The following is a 22,164-nucleotide window of genomic DNA, read 5'->3' on the forward strand; positions in this document are numbered from 1 at the left end:
AATAAAACCAATGCTTAGCATTGTGAGGTATTATGAAAAGCGTTGTATTTTTGCTTCTGAAAAAGAAAATTATGTCAAGAGGAATTTTATTAGTCAATTTAGGCTCACCAGATAGTCCAAACCCAAAAGATGTCAAAAAGTATCTTGGGGAGTTTTTAATGGATGAACGCGTCATTGATGTGCCACTTTGGGCTCGCACCCTTTTAGTAAAGGGAATCATTTTAAACACAAGGCCAAAGGCTTCTGCTAAAGCGTATCAAAAGATATGGTGGGAAGAAGGGTCGCCTTTAATTGTTTTGTCAGAACGACTTCAAAAAAAGGTACAACAACAAGTTGACTTCCCAGTGGCTTTGGCTATGCGATACGGTAGCATGACTTTAAAAAAAGGACTTCAGGAATTGGTAGATAAAGGCTGTACGGAAATAATGACCATTCCACTCTATCCGCAATTTGCCATGGCCACAACAGAAACAATTGATGTAAAGATAGACGAATTGGTAGCAGACTATTTTCCACAAGTGAAAATTACAAGAACTCCAGCCTTTTACCATAGAGAAGATTATGTAAATGTACTTTCAAAGAGCATAGCCGAAAAACTTGAAGACTTAGATTACGAGCATATCCTATTTAGCTATCACGGAGTACCGGAGAGGCATATTCGTAAAAGTGACATCTCCAATGGGAATTGTAAAATGAATGGGAAGTGTTGCTTTAAAATGGGTAGTCCACAGCATGAATTCTGCTATCGCCATCAGTGCGAGATAACGACAGTCAAAGTAGCAAAAAAGCTAGGCTTAAAGAATGGAACGTATTCTACCACATTTCAATCTAGACTTGGTTTCGATCCTTGGTTGAAACCTTATACAGACCGAACGATTGAGCGTATGGGTAAGGAGGGCATTAAAAAAATGGCTATCGTTACCCCAGCATTTGTTAGCGATTGTTTAGAAACCTTAGAGGAAATTGCTATGGAAGGAGAAGAAATTTTTCACGAAGTTGGTGGAGAGCAATTTACCGTAATTCCTTGCCTTAATGATCGTGATGATTTTGCAAAAGTGATTGCTAATATGATTGAGGAATGGGCTTATAATGGAAAAATTGACCAGAGTAATTTAATTACGTCAGCTAAAAACCCCCTTTAACCACTTAATGGCTAAAGTATCATCACAAGATTTAGGAACCGAGCCTATTGGGAAATTACTAATAAGACAAGCAGTTCCGGCATCCATAGGTATTTTAGTGATGTCTTTAAATATCCTAGTGGATACCATTTTTGTGGGGAATTGGATTGGTCCAACCGCAATTGCAGCCATCAATGTGGTTTTACCAGTTTCATTTTTTATTGCAGCGCTTGGTATGGCCATAGGTACAGGAGGTTCTTCAATTATTTCCAGGGCTTTGGGAGCAGATAACCGAAAAAAAGCTTTGACCGTTTTTGGCAACCAAATTACGCTTACGCTTTTGCTTACAGTTTCACTAGTTGTTCTTGGTTTATACTTTGTAGATAGCATTATACCTGCTTTTGGTGGAAAAGGCGCCATTTTCGAACCTGCCAAAATTTATTATGTTATCGTTCTTTATGGAATTCCTTTCTTAGCCTTGTGCATGATGGGGAATACAGTTATTAGAGCCGAAGGAAAGCCAAAATTTGCTATGTATGCTATGATGATTCCTTCTGTTGGGAATTTGGTATTAGACTATATTTTTATAAAGGTTTTTGACTTCGGGATGCATGGAGCCGCTTGGGCGACAACAGGATCCTATGTGTTATGTTTGGCTTTTATTATCTGGTTTTTCTTTTCTAAAAACTCGGAATTACATGTTACGGAATGTTTTTACAGATTAAAACTACCTATCGTAAAAGAAATCGGAAGTTTGGGTTTTGTCACTTTATCTCGGCAAGCTATTGTCAGTGTTACTTACTTGTTAATGAATAATATTTTGTTCGATTTAGGCGGTGAAACCTCTGTTACGGCCTATGCTATTGTTGGTAGGATGTTGATGTTTGCTTTGTTTCCTGTTTATGGGATTACCCAAGGATTTTTGCCCATAGCAGGGTTCAATTATGGTGCGGAAAAGTACAAGCGCGTTAGGGAAACCATAATGACCGCCATAAAATTTGGCATTGGTTTAGCGGCTATTGTATTTGTGTTTCTAATGCTATTTCCTGAGGCTATTACTAGTCTTTTTACACAAGATACTGAAGTTCTCAAAGAAACACCACCTGCGATGCGTTGGGTATTCGCTGCTACACCAATTATAGGGATTCAATTAATTGGGGCAGCGTATTTTCAAGCGATAGGTAAAGCTACTCCAGCGCTTTTATTAACCCTTTTGCGGCAAGGGCTATTTTTTATACCGTTGATATTTATTTTACCTTCATTTTATGGCGAGTTAGGGGTTTGGATGGCGTTTCCGATATCAGATGTTTTGGCAACTATGGTGACCACTTACTTTTTACATCGTGAAGTGAAGTTAAATTTATTGCCAAAAGAAGTAGTATAATTTTTAATCCTTAATTTTAGAAACCTATAACTAACCTTATTTTTTATTATGAAGTCATTCACCATCCTAGCAGCGTTACTGTTGTCATTTTTCACTTTAAATTTAGAATCGCAAAACTTTCAAGAATCTGATTACGATGCCTTGGAGTATCGTCTTCTTGGACCATTTAGAGGAGGACGTAGTGCAGCTGTAACAGGTGTGCCAAATCAACCTAACTTATACTATTTTGGTTCAACAGGTGGTGGTATTTGGAAAACTACCAATGGTGGCCGCCAATGGGAAAATATATCTGATGGCTATTTTGGTGGTAGTATAGGAGCTATTGCAGTGTCTAAGAGCGATCCGAATGTGATTTATGTAGGTGGTGGAGAAAAGACCGTAAGAGGGAATGTGTCTTCAGGTTATGGAATTTGGAAGAGTGTTGATGCAGGGAAAACTTGGACGGTTTTAGGCTTACCAAAATCAAGACATGTACCGCGAATAGCTATTCACCCTACCAATCTTAATATTGTTTATGCTGGTGTTTTAGGTAATATTTATAAACCAACCCAAGAACGAGGAGTCTATAAAAGCACCGATGGTGGTAAGACCTGGAAAAAGACCTTATTTTCTAATGAGCATGCTGGTGTCGTTGATTTAATTATGGACCCAAAAAACCCAAGAATTCTTTATGCATCGACTTGGCGTGTACAACGCACACCATATAGCTTAAGTTCTGGAGGTGAAGGTTCGGCACTTTGGAAAAGTACAGACAGTGGTGAGACCTGGACCGAGATTTCGACCAAAAAAGGATTTCCTGAAGGAATTTTAGGAATTATTGGTGTTACGGTGTCTCCCGTTAATAACCAACGTATATGGGCTATAGTTGAGAATAAGGATAAAGGAGGTTTGTACAGGAGCGAAGATGGTGGTGAAACATGGACACAAGTTAATAGCGAACGAAAATTGAGACAACGTGCTTGGTATTACACACGTGTCTATGCGGATACGGAAGACGTTAATACCGTTTATGTTTTAAATGTACGGTATCACAAAAGCACGGATGGAGGAAAAACATTCAGCACCTATAATGCACCACATGGTGATCATCACGATTTGTGGATTGCCCCAGAAAATCCACATCGCATGATTATAGGGGATGATGGAGGTGCACAGGTCACTTACGATGGAGGTGAAACATGGAGCACGTATTACAACCAACCAACGTCCCAATTTTATCGTGTCACGACAGATAATGCATTTCCCTACCGAATTTATGCGGCACAACAGGATAATTCAACGATTAGGATTCCGCATCGAACAGATGGCTGGTCTATCGGCGAAGATGATTGGGAAAGCACCGCTGGTGGTGAATCGGCACATATCGCTATTGACCCTGAAGATAATGATATTGTTTATGGCGGAAGTTATGATGGATTCTTAACACGGGTTAATCATAAAACCGGAACGGTTAGAGCCATCAATGTCTGGCCAGATAACCCTATGGGTCATGGTGCAGAAGGTATGAAGTATCGTTTTCAATGGAATTTCCCGATAATATTTTCTAAACACAATCCAAATCGCTTATATACCTTTTCGCAGCATGTTCATGTGACTGAAAATGAGGGCCAATCTTGGGATATTATTAGTCCTGATTTAACACGTAACGACCCTGAAAAATTAAAATCCTCAGGTGGGCCGATTACTCAAGATAACACGTCGGTAGAATATTACTGTACTATTTTTGCAGCGCAGGAATCGCCACTGAGGGAAGGCTTGCTTTGGGTTGGAAGTGATGACGGTTTAATTCATGTTACTCAAGATAGTGGTAAAACATGGGATAATGTCACGCCTAAAGGCATGCCAGAATGGATGATGATTAATAGTATAGAACCAAGCGCTTTTGATGCTGGGACCTGCTATGTTGCAGGAACCAAATATAAGACGGGTGACTTTGCACCTTATTTATATAAAACAACAGATTATGGTAAGACTTGGAAGAAGATTACCAATGGTATTAATGCAGAACATTTTACCAGAGCTTTAAGGGAAGATCCAAAGCGTAAAGGTTTACTATATGCTGGTACGGAAACAGGTATGTATATCTCCTTTAATGATGGTAAAGACTGGAAACCATTCCAATTGAATTTACCAATCGTTCCGATTACGGATTTAACGATTAAGGATAATAACCTGATTGTGGCCACCCAAGGACGAAGTCTTTGGATTATTGATGATTTAACGGTTATTCATCAGTTGTATGATGCCGATTTAAGTAAAAATCTACTGTTCAAGCCTAAGGATACTTATAGAATGCGAGGAGGAAGTAGAAAAGGAAGTAAAACCACAGGAACCAATCATCCTAATGGTGTCATTACCTATTTTAATTTGAAAGATTATAAAGAAGACGATAAAGTATCGCTAACTTATTTTGATACTAAAGGTGATACCATAAAAACATTTTCAACAAGCGATAAAAAGAACAAACTCACGGTAAAAAAAGGAGCGAATCAATTTGTTTGGAATATGACCTACGATGGTGCAGAACGTTTGAAAGGGATGATACTGTGGTGGGCCAGTTTGGATGGCCCTAGAGCCATTCCTGGTCAATATAAAGTGAGTTTAAATGTGAATGACGAAGAGCAATCGCGAGCATTTACCATTTTAGCAGACCCTAGAGCAGAAAGTTCATTAGCTGATATGCAAAAACAGTTTGAATTTATTAAGAGCGTCAATAAAACGATGGATGAAGCCCATAAATCCATCAAGAAAATCAGAAAAATAAACACACAACTCGGCGCTTTTCAAAAGCAATATAAAGATGATGAAAACGTAAAAGATTTAGTAGAGAAGGCAAAGGTTTTAGAAGAGCAATTATCCAATATTGAAAAAGAACTCTACCAAACCAAAAATAGAAGCGGTCAAGACCCATTAAATTTCCCAATTAGGCTAACCAATAAGTTGGGCCATTTAAATTCTTTGGTCCGCATGGGTGACTTTGCACCAACAGCACAGGATATTGCCGTTAAGAATGAATTAACAGGGAAGATTGAAAAGCAGCTTTCGGCATTCAATACCATTTTAAATGATGAGGTGAAAGCCTTTAATGCCGCATTTAATACAAAGCAATTGAATTATTTATTTGTTGAGGATTAATGGAATACAACTATATAAAATCACTTCATCTCATTTTTGTCATCACCTGGTTTGCTGGTTTGTTTTACATTCCAAGATTATTTGTCTATCAAATTGAGGCTTTCCACAAGTCTTCACCCGAAAAGGAAATTTTGGGGAAGCAACTAAAACTTATGGCCAAGCGCTTATGGTACATCATAACTTGGCCTTCGGCCATATTGGCTACGCTATTTGCCATATGGTTGATAATCATAAGACCAGTTTGGCTAGAACAAGGTTGGATGCATGTAAAATTAGCGTTTGTGCTATTGCTTTTTGTATATCATTACAAAACTCACATTTACTATAAGCAACTACAAAATGATAAGGTCAAAGTGACTTCTAACTTTATGCGTATTTGGAACGAAGGTGCTACGTTTATACTATTTGCTGTAGTGTTTCTAGCTATTCTTAAGAATTCCATCAACTGGATTTATGGTGTGGTAGGTATTATTGTATTGGGAATTCTTATAATGCTAGGGTTTAGGCTCTACAAAAACATTAGGGCTAAAAATCCGGAAGCATAATCTGAAAATTTTAATTTCTAAATTCCAAATTACAATAAGACCCTTTTGGAGTTTGTAAGAGGTCTTTGGTGTGATTATTGCTATATTTAGTCCATTATTGAGCCGATGAAAATAAAAAAACTGTCCTTAAGATCCAGAATATTTATTGCCATGATACTTTTAGTATTATTGGCATCTATTTTAATAGCGGCAGTTACCATTTATCAATACAATGAAGAAGCTCGAGATTACCACAAAGAACGTTTAGAGCGAAAAGAAAAAGCCATACGTAAAAGTATAGATTTTACCATTCAAGAAACAACGTATCCTGTTACTACGGAGAATATCCCATTGATTTTTAAGGAGGCCATTTTTGATATTGATGCAATACATAACCTTCAAATTAATTTGTATGATTTAGATGGGCAACTTTTAACTAGCTCCAAACGGACAATTCAACGTGATGTAACAGAACAGTGTTTAGAAGCCGAGGTTTTAAATGTATTATCTAATACTGCAGAGCATCGTTATGTCATTAAGAAAGAAGAAAATGGTCAAATATTTCAATCTTCTTATTCTTACATAACCGATGAAAAGTTTAAGAACTTGGTTATTCTTAACCTACCATATTTAGAGAATGATGATTTTCTGAATAAAGAGCTTAATGAGTTTTTACTACGTTTAGGTTTTGCTTACTTGGCAATGATACTAGCAGCAATAGTATTTGCCTATTTTATATCAAAGTACATTACAAAATCACTAAAAACAATTAGTGACAAAATGAATGAAACACGACTTGAAAAGCGCAATAAGAAAATTCAAGTAGAATCGACTAGTGAAGAAATAGAAACACTTGTTAACTCCTACAACAGTATGATTGATGAGCTAGAAGCCAGTGCGGTGAAATTAGCAACAAGTGAGCGTGAACAGGCTTGGAGAGAAATGGCCAAGCAGGTAGCCCATGAGATTAAAAACCCTTTAACTCCAATGCGTTTGAGTGTTCAGAGCTTTCAGCGAAAATTCGATCCCGAAGATGAAAACGTTCACCACAAAGTAGCTGAGTTTAGTAATACCTTAATTCAGCAAATAGACACAATGAGCTCCATAGCATCTGCATTTTCAAATTTTGCGAAAATGCCTGCACAACAAAGCGAAGAGCTTGATGTGGTTTACATCGTAAGGTTGGCTTTAGACATTTTTAATGAGCATTATATTTCGTTTGAAGCCAAAGAAGAAGAAGTTATTGCAAAATTTGACCGTACTCAATTAATTAGAGTGGTGACCAATCTTGTAATGAATAGTATCCAAGCGATGCCCAAAGATAGGATAGATCCCAAAATTGATGTAAGAGTATTTACTGAAGGGACGCATGTAAAAATTACTGTTGCAGACAATGGCTCTGGTATATCTGAAGAAACAAAATCTAAAATATTCGAACCTAAATTTACGACCAAAACCAGTGGTATGGGACTTGGGCTGGCTATGGTAAAAAATATTGTGGAAACCTTCAGCGGAAGTATTACCTTTACATCTAGAGAAGGTAAAGGCACTACTTTTACAGTTGCATTTCCAAAAAAACAAACCACTAGGGATTAGAAATCCAGAGTTCCAAAAAAGAATTAAATTCTCTTTGGAGTTGGGTTGTCATTCCGAATGAGGCACGAAGAGGAATCTCATAATCTTGACGTATGATGAGATTTCTCATTGCGTTCGAAATGACAGTCAGTAGACAAAAATTTTATAGAAACTGAGGTAAACGCAATGAAATTCCAAGGTTTTAACCTTTAAACTAGATAATAAATAATATGACTTACGATAACATACTATCCGACTATCAAAATGGAATCACTACCATTACCATTAACAGACCCAAAAAGTTAAATGCATTAAATAAAGACACTATCCGAGAACTTCACAATGCTTTTGATGAAGCTAATAAAGATGGCGATACTAAGGTTATTATTATTACAGGAAGCGGAGATAAGGCTTTTGTAGCAGGTGCGGATATCAGTGAATTTGCAGATTTCAGTGTAGAAGAAGGGGGTCAACTAGCGGCACAAGGCCAGGCTATACTGTTCGATTTCGTTGAGAATTTGGGCACTCCTGTTATTGCTGCCGTTAATGGGTTTGCCCTTGGTGGAGGTCTGGAGCTTGCGATGTCCTGTCATTTTAGAGTAGCCAGTGCCAATGCCAAAATGGGACTGCCAGAAACTTCTCTCGGTGTAATTCCTGGTTATGGTGGTACACAACGCTTACCACAACTTATAGGGAAAGGTAGGGCTATGGAAATGATTATGACTGCAGGTATGATTGATGCTAACCAAGCACTTGGCTATGGTTTGGTCAACCATGTTGTAGAACAGGATGAATTGCTACCACTCTGCGAAAAAATTGCTGGCAAAATCATGCGCAATTCCTCAGTCGCTATAGCAAAAGCTATAAAGTCTATCAATGCAGGTTACAAAGATGGCATCAATGGGTTTGATATTGAAATTGAATCTTTTGGTAACTGTTTTGGCACAGAAGACTTCACCGAAGGCACTACAGCATTTTTAGAAAAACGCAAAGCAGATTTTCCAGGCAAATAACAAGTATATTAATTACTCTTGTCTTGTAGTGTATCTTATTGAGCTTTGTTATAATACCTTCCATCTACGATAACATGAAGTAGATAAAAAGGGCCAAAGAAAATGATTCCTAGCAATAAAACGGGGCTCAAAACCAATAATAAAAGATATTGCTTTTTCATGATTTTATTTTTTACAAAGTTCAAGTCTTTTTAAATTACTGAAAACAAGTATTTTAACAAATTAGTATGCCATATTAACAGCTTTGTTTTGTACCAATATCGTCAGGATTTACTAATCTTTTTAGGGTATGGCTAGTTTATCATGCTAATAAATTAAACATATGTATAAATTTAGTATTATGTTTTATTTGTATTTTTACAAATAAAATAATTAATATGTTTGATAAAAATTTTATTAAAGGACGTGGAGCTCAACAAAATATTCACAATCGTTTTTTTGAATTGTCTCACGAAATGCGAGACGATTTTTTGGAGTTTTGCGAAAAAGAAGGTGAAGTAGCAGATAAGAATAAAACCCTATACCTTAGCGTATTTCCCAAGACCATAGTCAACAAAGTAATAAGTCCAGATGTTGGGATGACATATTCTATGAACATGTACCAAGGTTGTGAGCATGGCTGTATTTATTGCTACGCACGTAACAGCCATGAATATTGGGGCTATAGTGCAGGTCTGGATTTTGAGCGAAGAATTTTAGTAAAAAAAAGTGCACCACAGCTTTTAGAAACATTTTTAAAAAAGAAGAGTTGGAGGGCTCACCCCATAGTAATGTCAGGTAATACAGACTGTTACCAGCCAGCAGAGCAAAAATTTCAACTTACAAGGCAATGCCTAGAAATATTTTTAAAATACAAACACCCGACAGCAATCATTACAAAAAACGCATTAATTCTAAGGGATTTGGATCTTTTAAAACAACTAGCAAAAGATGGTTTAATAGCCGTCAATGTATCCATTACATCATTATCTGAAGATACAAGACGCATCTTGGAGCCAAGAACTGCAACTATAAAAAGGCGTCTTAAAGTTGTTAAGGAATTAAGCGCAAATGGGATTCCTGTAAATGTAATGCTCGCACCCATAATTCCATCCATCAATAGCCATGAAATTTTACCGATGGCCAAGGCTGTATCAGAAGCTGGTGCTTTAAGTATAGCCCATACTGTTGTGAGGTTAAATGGTGCCATTGGAGAGATTTTTACTGATTGGATTAGAAAAACCCTGCCGGAAAGAGCCGATAAAGTACTTCATCAAATAGAAAATTGCCATGGAGGTACATTAAATGAAAGTAGATTTGGCATTAGAATGCGAGGGGAAGGTCATATTGCTAAGCAAATCAATGATTTAATGACCTTGGCCAGACTAAAATATTTTAAGAACAAAACTATGCCAAAACTTAATACCGAACTACATGAGCAATACAAATATGGACAAATGAAGTTGTTTAATTAAAAAAGTGGGCCAAAAAAGCCCACTTTAATACTAATAAATAACTAATATATAAACAATCAATTTATATTCTAAAATGTTCAACATATACACGGTCATTAGTTCTAATGATTGCCGTGTAATCACCCGATAAACTTCTATCTAATTGATAAACTCTATTTAAGATTTTACCTCCTTTTATTGTTTCGGAGTGAAACAGGTCATCTTCAAAATAAAGCTCAACTTTCATCTCTTTAGCATCTAAAGCTAATTTTGAGATGAAAATTTTAGAATCTTCAGCTCTAAATACAGGCTTAAAAAACTTTGCTTTGGCATTGTCGATAAAAGTGACACTGTGATTTTTTACTTCTACGGAATTGATTTCAATCTCAAAAGCATTGGTGACTTCTACCGTGTATACGCCATCCTTTAATTGGCTAAAATCAAAGAACTCAGTGATGTTTCCATTGTAACTGGTTTCTCCACTAAAAATAACTTTACCTTGTGCATCTGAAATTGATATATAATTCCCTTTTTTTACTTCGTAAGATGTAGGTAAATCACTAGTCGCCTTGTTGGCGTAGCTTGTATATGTTCCCAACATTACAGCTACTACTAAAATGTTTCTAACTATTTTTTTCATTGTTTTCATTTTTTGGGGTTAAACTAAATTAACACAGCAAAGATATTTTAGGGTTTAGTTTTAGAAAACAAGGATTTTGGCATATTTATATTCTAAATTAACCACATATTTGAATATAGCTTTGTATAATGTTAAAATAGTATAGATTAATGATAATTGTATGTAGGTTTTACTTTTATTTACGACTAACTTTGCAGTAATTAGATAGCAATGAGTACTAGAAAACCTACATTAGAAAAAATTAGCCCAGAGTTTGGAAGCTCTATGCGCGTAATTAAGAATGAGGCTTATATAGGGGAAAAAAAACCGTTTTGGCATTTTCACCCTGAAATCGAATTGGTTTATGTAAATAAAGGCAAGGGAAAGCGCCATATTGGTAACCATTTATCCTACTTCAATAATAGTCAACTTTTATTGATTGGCTCTAATCTGCCACATAATGGATTTACGGATAGGCTTACCGTAAACGGAACGGAAACTATTGTTCAGTTTCTACCAGAATTTTTAGGTGAGCGTTTTTTTGACGTTCCAGAAATGGAAGGCATTAACAACTTGTTTAAACGTGCTAAGAACGGCATCTTATTCGGTGTAAAGACCAAGAAGAAGATTGGGCAAAAGATTGAAAAACTATCCGAAAAAGAGGGCTTTAAGAAAATATTAATTCTGCTCGAAATCTTACATGGACTTGCCAAGTCTGAAGATTATACCATATTAAACGCAGATGGTTATACGTTTGAGACCGAACCGCAGGATAGCGCAAAGATCGATAAGATATTTAAACATATAAATAACAACTTTAATGATCATATAAGCTTAGAAGAGATTGCTGATAAAGTGAGTATGACGGTTCCTGCATTTTGTAGATACTTCAAAAAAGTCACAGGCAAAACATTTACGAAACTAGTTAATGAGTACCGCGTAGTACACGCTACAAAACTCTTGTCAGAAAGTCAAATGAGCATTACCGATATAAGTTATGAGTGTGGATTCAATAACTTTTCACATTTCAACAAAGTGTTTAAAGAATTTACGGGTAAGAGTGCTTCAAAGTATAGAAGTGAGTTAAAACTCATGGTCCAATAGAAATCATAAAGTCATGGATAAAAAGATAGATACTGCCATTGAATACTACTATAAAAAAGGACAGGATATTTTAAATAAGGTAAATTCTAAGTCCGATATAACAGCTGATGAACTTATTAAATATGGTGAAGAAATGGCTATCATTGAGTATAAACTGACGGCTTTAGAGGTGGCAAAAGAAAACTAACTTATTTTTCCCCTTCCCACTCAGCAAAAAATTGCTTTAAAAAGCCTTCCATATAGTTGTGTCGCTCATTAGCAATTCGCCTTGCAGTTTTTGTATGCATTTGGTCTTTAAGCAATAACAGTTTTTCGTAAAAATGATTTATAGTTGGGGCTTTTGACGTTTTATATTCGGTTTTTGTTAGATTAAGTTTTGGTGGAATTTCGGGATTGTACATCTCCCTGTTTTTAAAACCACCATAATTAAAACATCGCGCAATACCGATAGCTCCAATGGCATCTAAGCGGTCAGCATCTTGCACTACTTCCATTTCTTTAGAATTGAACGAGGTGTTTAAATCAAAAGAGTTCTTAAAAGACATATTCTCAATAATCTTTGATACATGTTCAATGATTTCGCTGTCTACATTTTGTTTTAACAAAAATTCACTGGCTTTTCTCGGACCAATAGTTTCGTCACCATTGTGGAATTTTGGATCTGCAACATCATGTAATAGTGCTGCCAAAGTAACCACTAAAGTATCTACCCTTTCGGTTTTGGCTATAAACTTGGCATTGTTATAAACCCTTTTTGTATGAAACCAATCATGGCCACCTTCAGCATGTTTCAGTTCTTCTTTTACAAAGGCGATTGTGTTTTGTATGAGGGTTTCATTACTCATGCATCAATAGTACTTTTTACTTGCGCTTCAACAAGGCTTATGAGTTCTAGTTTGTCTTCAAAAAGGTTGGCTTTTAAAGGCTTATGAACTGTAAACGTAATGTTTGCCCCTAAGCCCATTGGAAATTTGCCATATCTTAAGGTTTTCCATGAGTTGTTGATGGTAATAGGCACAACAAGGGCATTGGGCGCATGTTTTATCATGGTCAGTAAGCCTTTTGTTTTAAAAGGCTTTGGCTTGCCGTCTCGGCTTCGAGTCCCTTCAGGAAAAATAACGGCTGCCCATTTGTTTTTTTCTATGCGTTTTGCAAAATTCTTGATAGCTTCAATAGAAGATACGGCATCTTTTCGATCGATAAGCACAGAACCACCATGTCGCAAATTATAGGATACACTAGGTATACCTTTGCCTAATTCTTTTTTGCTAATGAATTTCACATGGTGCTTTCTCAAATACCAAATTAAAGGAGGTATGTCATACATGCTCTGGTGATTAGATACTAAGATAAGTGGTATACCTTTTTCTATAGTGTATGGATTTGTAAAGGAAAAGGTAGTGCCTAATACATTAAGGCAGCGCATTAAGAAAAACTGCAACCAATCCACGCTGATTTTGTGCGCTTTGTAACCAAAGACATTTTTGCAAAACCATTGGATAGGGTGAAAAACGACTAAAGTCAACCCAAAGAAAATGAAGTATAAAATTGTTAATGGAAAGGCTAGTAACTTTTGCATGATGCAAAGTTAGAAAACCTATTCAAAGTCCGAATTAAAAAGTGTTATTTCATAAATTCCAAGTTGAGGCTCCGAACGAAATGTCCAATTAGAGATGATATTAACATATTCGCTAATTCCGATGCCATCTTTTATTACAACAAGACTATCTAAGCCCCAATCTTCAGTGAAAAATTCTTGATCAGATAGAGGGCTCACTGGGCAATCCTTTGCGCAATTTCCACCACGTTGTAGAATATCAAATTGTAAGAAGCTGTCAGGGGAGACATATTCATTAAAGAAAGTTTCATATTCATCGTTATTATTGAGTCGGAGTGCTTTTATCTGCAAGTCTGAATCTGTAGAATTTGTTATGATTAAGTCATAACCATAGTAATAATCACAAGAGAAAAGAGTTAGTAAAAGTGCAATAGTGATACAGATTTTCCTCATAACATTTTAATTCTAGATGAGAAATTATCAGAAAGGTTGCGTAAAAAAAACCACGAATTAATTCGTGGTTTCTTAATTTGAAAATTTTAATCCTTTAGCAATGCTCGTTATAAGCGTCCATAAGGTTTTCTGCAATTAACTCTGCTGGTCTGCCTTCAATATGGTGGCGCTCTAACATATGAACTAATTCACCATCTCTAAACAAGGCCATGCATGGCGAACTTGGCGGAAATGGTACCATGTACTCTCTTGCTTTGTCTGTAGCTTCTCTGTCCACACCTGCAAAAACAGTCACTAAATTATTAGGGCGTTTTGCATTTTGTAAACTCATACGAGCACCAGGTCTAGCATTAGCTGCAGCGCAACCACAAACAGAATTTACAACCACTAAAGTTGTACCTTCCTTAGCAAGTGCATTGTCAACAGCTTCCGTTGTATGTAGTTCTTCAAAACCAACGTTAGTTAAATCTTCGCGCATTGGTTTTACTAATTCTGCTGGATACATATAATTTTCTTTTTAATTAACACTTTTATTCCGATAACAACCGGAACGCAAAGATACGGAAAAATAATAGTTAGTAATGGGTAAGCAGTAGTCAGTTTGTATGATAGTATTTGGATTTTCTATAGCTTGAATTGAAACAAATTATGAATGATTTAGACTAACAAATAGTATATTTGATTTTTACTATTAATAAAGCAAGTAAATGAGTTTTGCAAAGTGGATTGGTGGTGCTATTGGTTGGTCATTTGGAGGGCCAATAGGTGCTATTATTGGTTTAGCCCTAGGTAGTTTTGTTGATAACCTATCGGGCGATGTTACCCCATTATTGGGTGAACGTCAAACAGGGAAATCTCGTAAACGAGATCCTTATCGTCAACGTCCAAAGCAGACCAGAAGGGACCAGAGACCACAAACCCGTTCGGGTGATTTTGAAGTAAGTTTGCTAATTCTCGCTTCAATAATTATTAAGGCTGATGGTAAACAAGATCAACGTGAGTTAGATTATGTACGTCAGCAGTTTAGAAACATGTATGGTAAAGAGCGTGCAAATCATGCATTTGAATTATTTAAGCGCGTCTCTAAACAAAATATATCAATGCGTCAGGTATGTTTACAGATTAAGCAGATGATGGACCATGCCTCGCGTTTACAATTACTTCACTTTTTATTCGGCATTGCAAAGTCTGACGGTCATATTGCTGAGGTCGAAATAAAGCAAATTTATACCATGTCTGGCTACTTGGGCATTAATAATAAGGATTATGAGAGTATAAAAGCAATGTTTTATGATGAGACCAACAATGCCTACAAGATTCTCGAAATTGACAAATCCGTTTCTGACGATGAGGTGAAACGTGCCTACAGAAAAATGGCCAAAAAATACCATCCCGATCGCGTTGTGCATCTAGGAAAGGAGCACCAAGAAGGTGCAGAAGATAAATTTAGACAGGTGCAAGCAGCCTATGAGCATATTCAAGCAGAAAGGGGATTTAAGTAAAGTAAAAGCAGTTTAACATCCAAGCTTAAAAAATTAAGTGTATGTCATTCCGAAGGAATCCCGAAAGCTTTGCGATGACTGAAGAATCTTATTTTATTTAAAAATTTTAGGTGACCTTTTTATAAAATGACCATTAATAGATAAACCACTCTTATGAGCGACGACAAAATAATGGAACTTTTTAAAAAGGATAAACGCGAAAAAGCGTTTAAAGCGTTGTACAAACTTCATCCACGAATTGAAAAACTGGTACTTTCTAAAGGAGGAACAAAAGCAGACGCTAGTGACGTATTTCAGGAAGCATTGATTATTCTTTACAGAAATCTTCAAAAATCAGATTTTAAATTAACAGCTTCATTTTACACCTACCTCTATTCGGTATCTCGATTTGTTTGGAAGGATACCCAAAAGCAATTTTCAAAACAAGAATTACATGATTTAGAAAGTGAACAAGTTTCTATACTCGATGCTGTTTTAGAAGAACAGAAATACAGGTTTGCTGAACAAGCGTTTCGCGAATTAGGAGAACGATGTCAACAGTTACTTCAATGGTTTTACATTAAAAAAATGACGTTTAAAGCTATTGCCGATTCAATGCAATTTAAAAGCGAAAAAGTCGCCAAAAACCAAAAGTATAAGTGCTTGCAAAAGGCAAAAGACATTTACAGAACCCAAGCCAAAACCGTTAAATCTTAATTCGAAGCATCATGGAAACTTATATAGATTTAATAAATGCGTATTTAGATAAAACACTTTCAAACTCTGAAACTATAGCCCTTGAGAATAGGCTTAAAACTGATGTCGAATTTAACATAGTTTATAATGAACACTTGGCAATTTTAAAAGGCATCGAACGTGTTGAATTGCTAAAGGATATTCATAAAGCCAGAAAAGCATACAGTAAGAGCAAATGGTTAAAGTATGGAGCTATTACTGTTATAGTGTTATTTACAACTCTAATGGTCTGGTTATTGGTTTTTAATAATGGGAATAATGCTAAAAATGAACTGAGGGAGTCATTGAGTTTTGAAACTGAGATGACCCAAAGCTTTAATGTATCGACGGATTCGATTATAACTATTACTGGGAAAAAGGGAACTCAGATAACCATTAACCCAGATGATTTAAAGTTTGATTCTGGTAAAGATTTTGAAGGTAAAAATCTTACCATTGAATTAATTGAACTTACCAATAAACAAGACTTACTGTTAGCCAACGCACAAACGATATCTAATGGGGAATGGTTGGTTTCTGGTGGTGCATTTAAAATTGATATAAAGTCGAATAGAAAGTCCTTATTGTTAAAAAAAGGTAAGACCATCAATGTAGTATTTCCTAAGAATACGGAAGAAGAAAATATGCAGATTTTTTATGGGAATAGAACACAGAATGGCTATTTGAATTGGGAACTAACAGATATTAAATTAAGGAATAAAGAACAATTCGTCATCTTTTGCAAGGACACAACTATTATAGATAGAATCATAACTAGGAGATTTGGAGGTGTTGAAACTTACAGAACATTTTTAAAAGTAGATACATTAGGATACTTAACAAGAGATGAAATCGTTAGAAAGTTTTCTGAAATTGAAAACCCTCATAATCAAAAAGATACACTAATTATATATAAAGAATGTTTAATTGACAACAAAACTGGTGAGATTAGTGGTTATTCAATATTAGATGAGGCTCATATTACATCTATGAATAAAAAGTATAACAATAGTATTCTAACAGTTTATGATTCACAAAGAATTAATGATAATTATACTAAGCAAAAGGCTTTCTATGAATCTATTGATATCTCAAGATTAGGATGGGTTAATATCGATCAATATTCTAAAATTGAAGATAAGATAAAAGTTAACCTCACGAACAATCTAGATTTTAATTTCAATAGTTTTACCGAAGAAGTATATCCAGAAGATACTGTATGGCACGAAACGTATCTTATAGATAATGAAAGCAACACCATTTTAAATGTAAATTCAAGTTCTATAGAGCTACCTAGAGAAAAGCTTTTCACACTTGTTTCGTGTTGCATCGTTAATGATACATTCTATGTTTGCCGAAAAGCAATAAAATTTTCAGGAGACGACAATGATTTGTTCTTAGAATATAAAAAGCGAAATAAGCATCAAATTAAATCGCTTTTAAGATTATGACTATTGAAAGTAAAGCCCGATTATTTTAAACTAGCCGCCACTTTTTTAACGTAAGCTGAAGCTGCTTTTGATGCACTCTCAGGATTGTCTAATTGACTGGTCACTATAGCTATGAGTTGATTGTCCTCTGGTGCTTTTAAATCGTAGACTGTCGTTTCTAAAACATAAACCTTAGACGTTGTGGTGGTTGTGGTTTCTGGTACATAGTTGCCCAAAGTACGCATAGACATAGGGTGTCCGTAGTAACGGTAGAATCCACCATAATATCGAGGATAAAAACCATAATAATTACCACCTTCATAATAACCGCCTTCTTTTTGTACTCTGGTCTCTTCCTGATAATCTTTCATTACAGTAAGTACCACACCATCAAACCCTTCAGCTTCTAGTAACTTTTTGACCTTCGCTTTGCTGCTTTCAGATGGTTCTTCATTTGGGTTCATATCCCCAAACTTTGAATAGCTAGCTGTAGCCTTATAGCCGTTGGAAGTCATTTGCTTTACAATTTCATTTTCAAAAGTTAAGCGTGCTTGCTTATCCGAAGAACGTGCAACAACTAAGAAGTTTCTATTTTTTACATCGGAGATGTTATCACTTTTCCAAGAATCCAAAACTTTAACGCTTGAACAACCTTGTATAAGTGCAAATATCCATATAAGAGTTAAAAATTTTGGTTTCATATAAGTATACATTTTAAGTTAGTTGTCCGAAATTACAAAAATATTCAAAACCTAAAAGTATTTCGACAGGCCCATCTATTCTAAATTAGTAAAACCAAGATCTTTTCTGAGGAATCAAAATATGTACAGATGCTCTTTTATATAAAGTTTAATGGGATAGTTATCAAGTTAAATATAACAGTATTGCTCAATAGTTTTATGAACAATACAAAAAAGGACTTTTATTGAATTGGAATATTATGCAAAACGATTTCAGTTTTCTGCACGGACTACCTTCAAATAACAAAAGGAATAATCCTTTTTGTCTTCTGCATATACTTAACGTACTCAGTTCCAAATTCCGAAATCATCATTTGTTCTTCATTCTTTACCCTTAGAAAATACAATGATCCGAAACTGATTAAACCTGCTAAGCCAGCAATATAGTTATTCAATAACAATGCTTGGATAATCACCCAAAGCCAGATTGCTGAATACATAGGATGCCTAATATATTTATATACACCAGAGTCAACAATGTGGTGGTCTTGCCTAATTTCCAAGCTTACAGACCAGTTTTGTCCTAAATCTTTATGTGAACGGTAAAACAACCATAGCATTGGTGCAATTAAAAGTATTCCTATAATTTGTAACGAAACAGGTAGATTGTAATTGGCGAAGGCAAATAGATGAGTAAACATATAAATTAGGGGAATAATCATCATTCCCAGAAAGGTCAGCCCCAACAGCAGTTTTTCTAAATTTTCTTTTCTATTGGTAATAATCTGATTGGCTTTATTACGACGTCCATGCGGATAACGAATAATAGATGTTCCTAACAAAATAATGCCGTAGCCAATTTTTAAAAATATGGGTTCCATAGCTTTATTACTTTATTCTTCTTGAATATCTTTGAGATTAGTTTTTAAATTTCTATTCTAGAACATCGACTAATTCTTTACTATCCATATATTCAAAATACCTAGCGGTTACCTTAAAATCTTTATCTAAAACTACAAGGGTAGGCGCCACAAATTGACCTTCTCTTGTTGCCAATAGCTGTGCAATTTGGTGAATTGGATTTCTGGATTTTTTGACTTGATCATTCACAAGGGTTTTACCGCCAAAGGAGATGTCTGTATGGGTTTCTGCATCAAAACGTACTGCGTAGTAGTCTGTGTTCAGAAGGTTTATCACTTCAGATTTTGTAAATACAACCTTGTCCATTTTACGACAGTAGGTACACCAGTCCGTATAAAAATCAATAAATACTTTTTTTGGTTTTAGTGCTAATGAATCTTCTAACTGCTCAAAACTTATCCAGTTAACCGATTCCGTTTCTTGTGCATCCACTGAAGTACTTAGGGAAAGTAAAATGGTTAATAAGAAACCTGCGATTATTTTGGGATTTTGTATCATCAATGCAAGTTACCAATTTTAATAGCGATAAATAAGGAGCGAGGAGCAGCTGGTCCAAATATAAAATCAGAGTCACGCTCAGGACCTTGGTCAAACTCGGACTGATAGCTATTGAAAATGTTACGAATACCTCCGCTCAGCTCCAAGTGGAAATCATCAGAAACCTCAAAATGATAACTTGCCTTTAAGTTAACGTCAAAAAATGGGTCAGAGTCTATTAAACTTACAAAACCATCTGCACCTGTAATTCGCGGTACAATCATAGATCCTGTGTAAGCTCCGGTCAAATCAATTTTAAAAGCGTCACTCAAATTAAAGTATGAGGTAAAGTACCCGTAAAAATTAGGATTTCTAACAAATTCATCAACCACAACTACATTAGTTCCGTCATTAAACAATTTTTGGTCTTCATCAAAACTTGTTTGCTGTAAGGTACCACCAAGTTGAAAGGTAAACCTGCTTGATGGTGAGTAGCCAGCTTCAAAATTTGCACCTGCTACCGTGGCACCTTCACCATTGACTACTTCTTCTAAAATGATATCGCCAATATTTCCTGTACCTACCGTAGCAAAGGGGTCGGTAAGTTTTGTATAAAACCCTTCGAGTAAGAAACTGACCTGCGTTAAGCCTGTGGTTTTGGTATAATTCAAAGATGCAGTAAAGGCATCAGATGTTTCCTTATCTAGATTATCAGAAAGAATGCTAATGACCTGATCACCACCAGCAGACGAGATGTGTAGGTCTTCATTAAAGGCTTGTGGAGCTCTAAAGCCACGCGCATAACCACCTCTAAATCGCAAGTTTTCATTTAGCTTATACAATAAACTGATACGAGGGCTAAAAACACCCAAGTTGGTATCTGCTGTCCTATCGATAGCGCCTACACGGTAAGTGCCATCTACATTAAATATATCGTATCTTCCGCCTAGAAGTGCTGTAAACTTTTGGCTTGGCTTCCATTCGTATTGTGCAAAAACACCTGTGGTGTTAACATTTTGGTCAACAAGACGGTTAAAGCCGGCAATTTCATCTTCGGTATCATAGGTCTGGTTTTCAACACCAGCCGTAAGCACGTCGTTATTGTTAAAATAATAATTGTATTGCACTCCAGCTACTAATGAAAAATCTTCGGTAAATCCATAAGAATTTAAAGCAAGCTCTAAATCTTCAGGTGCAATACTACCGCCTAAACCACCATAATAACTGTCGCGTTCCGTTTTTTGTGCAGAGGCATAGACAGAAAATTTACTTTTATCGTTCTTGCTCCATTGGTCGTAATTAATGCCACCAAAAATGGTGTTGTGGTCTAGCTGTTCGGTTATATCGGTAAAATGCGGTGCCAAGTCTAAGCGGTTACCTCCTCTTCGGTATTCTTCTAATGCACTTAAATCTAAAGTGATTTTGCTTCGTTCTCCAGGTTTAAAAAAGGCTTTAGCTCCTAATACCGTGTTTTCTAGTTCCACTAATTCCGTAAAACCGTCACCATCGGCATCATAGCTGTCGCGATTACGGCTCATACCATAAATGCTAATTCCACTAGTCAATGACTCATTTACAATAGTCCCATTAATATTGAATGTTTGGTCTAAAGCATCACCATCAATAATAGCCGTATTAGAACGAACCTCCCAGGAATTTTCTACGGGTTCTTTCGTAATAATATTTACTGTACCTGCAATAGCATTAGAACCATAAAGAGCTGACCCTCCACCTCTCACCACTTCTATTCGGTCTACGATGTTAGTTGGGATTTGATCTAAGCCGTAAACACTGTTTAAGGCACTAAATATAGGGCGACTGTTTATTAATATTTGGGAATAGGCACCTTCTAGACCGTTAAGTCGTACCTGCGTAAACCCACAGTTTTGGCAATTGGTCTCAACACGGACACCAGGATTAAAGTTGAGCCCTTCTGAGATAGCAATAGACTGGGTAGCGTTAAATAGTTTAGCATCGATGACACCAACCACAACAGGATTATTAACTCTATCTTGTGAGTAACGCGTACCAGTAATAACAACACCATCTAGATTTAAGGCATCTTCCTGTAAGGAAAAATTTTTCTTTAGGGATTGTCCTTCATTAAGGGTGATTTTTTCTGAAATTGTAAGATAGCCTAAATACTTTACGGTAATTATGTAAGTGCCAGCAGGTATGTTTTTTATAAGATAGTTGCCATCCCTATCAGTAGTTGACCCTATTTCAGTACCTTCTAGAAAGACTTCAGCAGTGGTTAAAGGATTATCCTTTGCAGTTATTTTACCTGATATTGTGGCATTTTGTGCATTGAAAGCAATGCAAAACATTAAAGTCGCTAAGATAGTTAAGGGTTTATATTTGAAGGGTCTCATAGTTACGACAATAAAAGTTGATATTAAACAAAATTAAAATTTAGACAAATCTAAATATATATTTAAGAATAAAAAAATTATATTTGTACAAAATAGAAATTATTGTGACTTTAGCAGAAGAGAATTATATAAAGGCTGTATATCATTTG

Annotated in this window: 21 protein-coding genes; 12 read left to right on the forward strand and 9 right to left on the reverse strand. The window is 35.8% G+C overall.

The window, feature by feature from the left end:
* Nucleotides 1-71 precede the first annotated feature (71 nt).
* The 7 genes from hemH (at nucleotide 72) to Q0992_RS10430 (ending at nucleotide 10,206) form a co-directional block, all read left to right on the forward strand.
* Nucleotides 72-1,142 carry a ferrochelatase gene (gene hemH, locus Q0992_RS10400; protein ID WP_299523532.1) on the forward strand — a complete coding sequence of 357 codons (1,071 nt, stop codon included), beginning with the start codon at nucleotides 72-74 and terminating at the stop codon, nucleotides 1,140-1,142.
* A 7-nt stretch (nucleotides 1,143-1,149) separates the two neighbouring features.
* The gene (locus tag Q0992_RS10405; protein ID WP_299523534.1) at nucleotides 1,150-2,505 is read left to right on the forward strand and encodes an MATE family efflux transporter; all 1,356 of its coding nucleotides are present in this window, start codon (nucleotides 1,150-1,152) and stop codon (nucleotides 2,503-2,505) included.
* A gap of 48 nt (nucleotides 2,506-2,553) precedes the next feature.
* On the forward strand, nucleotides 2,554-5,640 hold the full coding sequence (locus Q0992_RS10410) for a glycosyl hydrolase (RefSeq protein ID WP_299523537.1): 3,087 nt from the start codon (nucleotides 2,554-2,556) through the stop codon (nucleotides 5,638-5,640).
* Nucleotides 5,640-6,185 (forward strand): CopD family protein, encoded by a 546-nt coding sequence (locus Q0992_RS10415; protein WP_299523540.1) that lies wholly within the window; start codon nucleotides 5,640-5,642, stop codon nucleotides 6,183-6,185. Before Q0992_RS10410 ends, Q0992_RS10415 begins: the two co-directional genes overlap by 1 nt.
* A 150-nt stretch (nucleotides 6,186-6,335) precedes the next feature.
* The gene (locus tag Q0992_RS10420) at nucleotides 6,336-7,760 is read left to right on the forward strand and encodes a HAMP domain-containing sensor histidine kinase (RefSeq protein WP_299523543.1); all 1,425 of its coding nucleotides are present in this window, start codon (nucleotides 6,336-6,338) and stop codon (nucleotides 7,758-7,760) included.
* Between the two features lie 209 nt (nucleotides 7,761-7,969).
* Nucleotides 7,970-8,752 carry an enoyl-CoA hydratase-related protein gene (locus Q0992_RS10425; protein ID WP_299523546.1) on the forward strand — a complete coding sequence of 261 codons (783 nt, stop codon included), beginning with the start codon at nucleotides 7,970-7,972 and terminating at the stop codon, nucleotides 8,750-8,752.
* Nucleotides 8,753-9,129: 377 nt separating this feature from the next.
* On the forward strand, nucleotides 9,130-10,206 hold the full coding sequence (locus Q0992_RS10430; protein WP_299523549.1) for a PA0069 family radical SAM protein: 1,077 nt from the start codon (nucleotides 9,130-9,132) through the stop codon (nucleotides 10,204-10,206).
* Nucleotides 10,207-10,267: 61 nt separating this feature from the next.
* On the opposite strand, the gene Q0992_RS10435 is transcribed toward Q0992_RS10430, so the two are convergent.
* Nucleotides 10,268-10,825 (reverse strand): T9SS type A sorting domain-containing protein, encoded by a 558-nt coding sequence (locus Q0992_RS10435; RefSeq protein WP_299523552.1) that lies wholly within the window; start codon nucleotides 10,823-10,825, stop codon nucleotides 10,268-10,270.
* A 210-nt stretch (nucleotides 10,826-11,035) separates the two neighbouring features.
* Between Q0992_RS10435 and Q0992_RS10440 the strand changes: the two genes are divergently transcribed.
* Nucleotides 11,036-11,908, forward strand: a complete 873-nt coding sequence (locus Q0992_RS10440) for an AraC family transcriptional regulator (RefSeq protein WP_299523555.1) — start codon at nucleotides 11,036-11,038, stop codon at nucleotides 11,906-11,908.
* Between the two features lie 13 nt (nucleotides 11,909-11,921).
* The gene (locus Q0992_RS10445) at nucleotides 11,922-12,095 is read left to right on the forward strand and encodes a hypothetical protein (RefSeq protein ID WP_299523558.1); all 174 of its coding nucleotides are present in this window, start codon (nucleotides 11,922-11,924) and stop codon (nucleotides 12,093-12,095) included.
* 1 nt (nucleotide 12,096) lies between these two features.
* Here the strand turns inward: Q0992_RS10445 and Q0992_RS10450 are convergent, their stop codons facing one another.
* The 4 genes from Q0992_RS10450 to Q0992_RS10465 all read right to left on the reverse strand — a co-directional run bounded on the left by Q0992_RS10450 (nucleotide 12,097) and on the right by Q0992_RS10465 (nucleotide 14,424).
* Nucleotides 12,097-12,753 (reverse strand): HD domain-containing protein, encoded by a 657-nt coding sequence (locus Q0992_RS10450; RefSeq protein WP_299523561.1) that lies wholly within the window; start codon nucleotides 12,751-12,753, stop codon nucleotides 12,097-12,099.
* Nucleotides 12,750-13,487 carry a 1-acyl-sn-glycerol-3-phosphate acyltransferase gene (locus Q0992_RS10455; protein WP_299523564.1) on the reverse strand — a complete coding sequence of 246 codons (738 nt, stop codon included), beginning with the start codon at nucleotides 13,485-13,487 and terminating at the stop codon, nucleotides 12,750-12,752. Before Q0992_RS10455 ends, Q0992_RS10450 begins: the two co-directional genes overlap by 4 nt.
* Nucleotides 13,488-13,505: 18 nt before the next feature.
* Nucleotides 13,506-13,919: a hypothetical protein gene (locus Q0992_RS10460; protein ID WP_299523567.1), complete on the reverse strand. Its 414-nt coding sequence runs from the start codon at nucleotides 13,917-13,919 to the stop codon at nucleotides 13,506-13,508.
* Nucleotides 13,920-14,013: 94 nt separating this feature from the next.
* Nucleotides 14,014-14,424: a BrxA/BrxB family bacilliredoxin gene (locus Q0992_RS10465; protein WP_299523569.1), complete on the reverse strand. Its 411-nt coding sequence runs from the start codon at nucleotides 14,422-14,424 to the stop codon at nucleotides 14,014-14,016.
* Between the two features lie 202 nt (nucleotides 14,425-14,626).
* Here Q0992_RS10465 and Q0992_RS10470 point away from each other — a divergent pair, with 202 nt between their 5' ends.
* From Q0992_RS10470 to Q0992_RS10480, 3 genes are all read left to right on the forward strand, one after another.
* Complete coding sequence (locus Q0992_RS10470; RefSeq protein ID WP_299523573.1) at nucleotides 14,627-15,421, forward strand: TerB family tellurite resistance protein; 795 nt, start codon at nucleotides 14,627-14,629, stop codon at nucleotides 15,419-15,421.
* Between the two features lie 153 nt (nucleotides 15,422-15,574).
* The gene (locus Q0992_RS10475; protein WP_299523576.1) at nucleotides 15,575-16,117 is read left to right on the forward strand and encodes a sigma-70 family RNA polymerase sigma factor; all 543 of its coding nucleotides are present in this window, start codon (nucleotides 15,575-15,577) and stop codon (nucleotides 16,115-16,117) included.
* A gap of 11 nt (nucleotides 16,118-16,128) precedes the next feature.
* Nucleotides 16,129-17,586, forward strand: a complete 1,458-nt coding sequence (locus Q0992_RS10480; protein ID WP_299523579.1) for a hypothetical protein — start codon at nucleotides 16,129-16,131, stop codon at nucleotides 17,584-17,586.
* A 20-nt stretch (nucleotides 17,587-17,606) separates the two neighbouring features.
* Here the strand turns inward: Q0992_RS10480 and Q0992_RS10485 are convergent, their stop codons facing one another.
* From Q0992_RS10485 to Q0992_RS10500, 4 genes are all read right to left on the reverse strand, one after another.
* Nucleotides 17,607-18,266, reverse strand: coding sequence for a hypothetical protein (locus Q0992_RS10485; RefSeq protein ID WP_299523582.1), 660 nt, complete (start codon nucleotides 18,264-18,266; stop codon nucleotides 17,607-17,609).
* A gap of 275 nt (nucleotides 18,267-18,541) precedes the next feature.
* Nucleotides 18,542-19,126, reverse strand: coding sequence for a protein-S-isoprenylcysteine O-methyltransferase (locus Q0992_RS10490; RefSeq protein WP_299523585.1), 585 nt, complete (start codon nucleotides 19,124-19,126; stop codon nucleotides 18,542-18,544).
* Between the two features lie 52 nt (nucleotides 19,127-19,178).
* Nucleotides 19,179-19,664: a thioredoxin fold domain-containing protein gene (locus Q0992_RS10495; protein WP_299523588.1), complete on the reverse strand. Its 486-nt coding sequence runs from the start codon at nucleotides 19,662-19,664 to the stop codon at nucleotides 19,179-19,181.
* Nucleotides 19,664-22,015, reverse strand: a complete 2,352-nt coding sequence (locus Q0992_RS10500; RefSeq protein WP_299523590.1) for a TonB-dependent receptor — start codon at nucleotides 22,013-22,015, stop codon at nucleotides 19,664-19,666. Before Q0992_RS10500 ends, Q0992_RS10495 begins: the two co-directional genes overlap by 1 nt.
* Between the last annotated feature and the right edge of the window lie 149 nt (nucleotides 22,016-22,164).

The organism is Winogradskyella sp., from assembly GCF_028289625.1.
Classification (GTDB): domain Bacteria; phylum Bacteroidota; class Bacteroidia; order Flavobacteriales; family Flavobacteriaceae; genus Winogradskyella.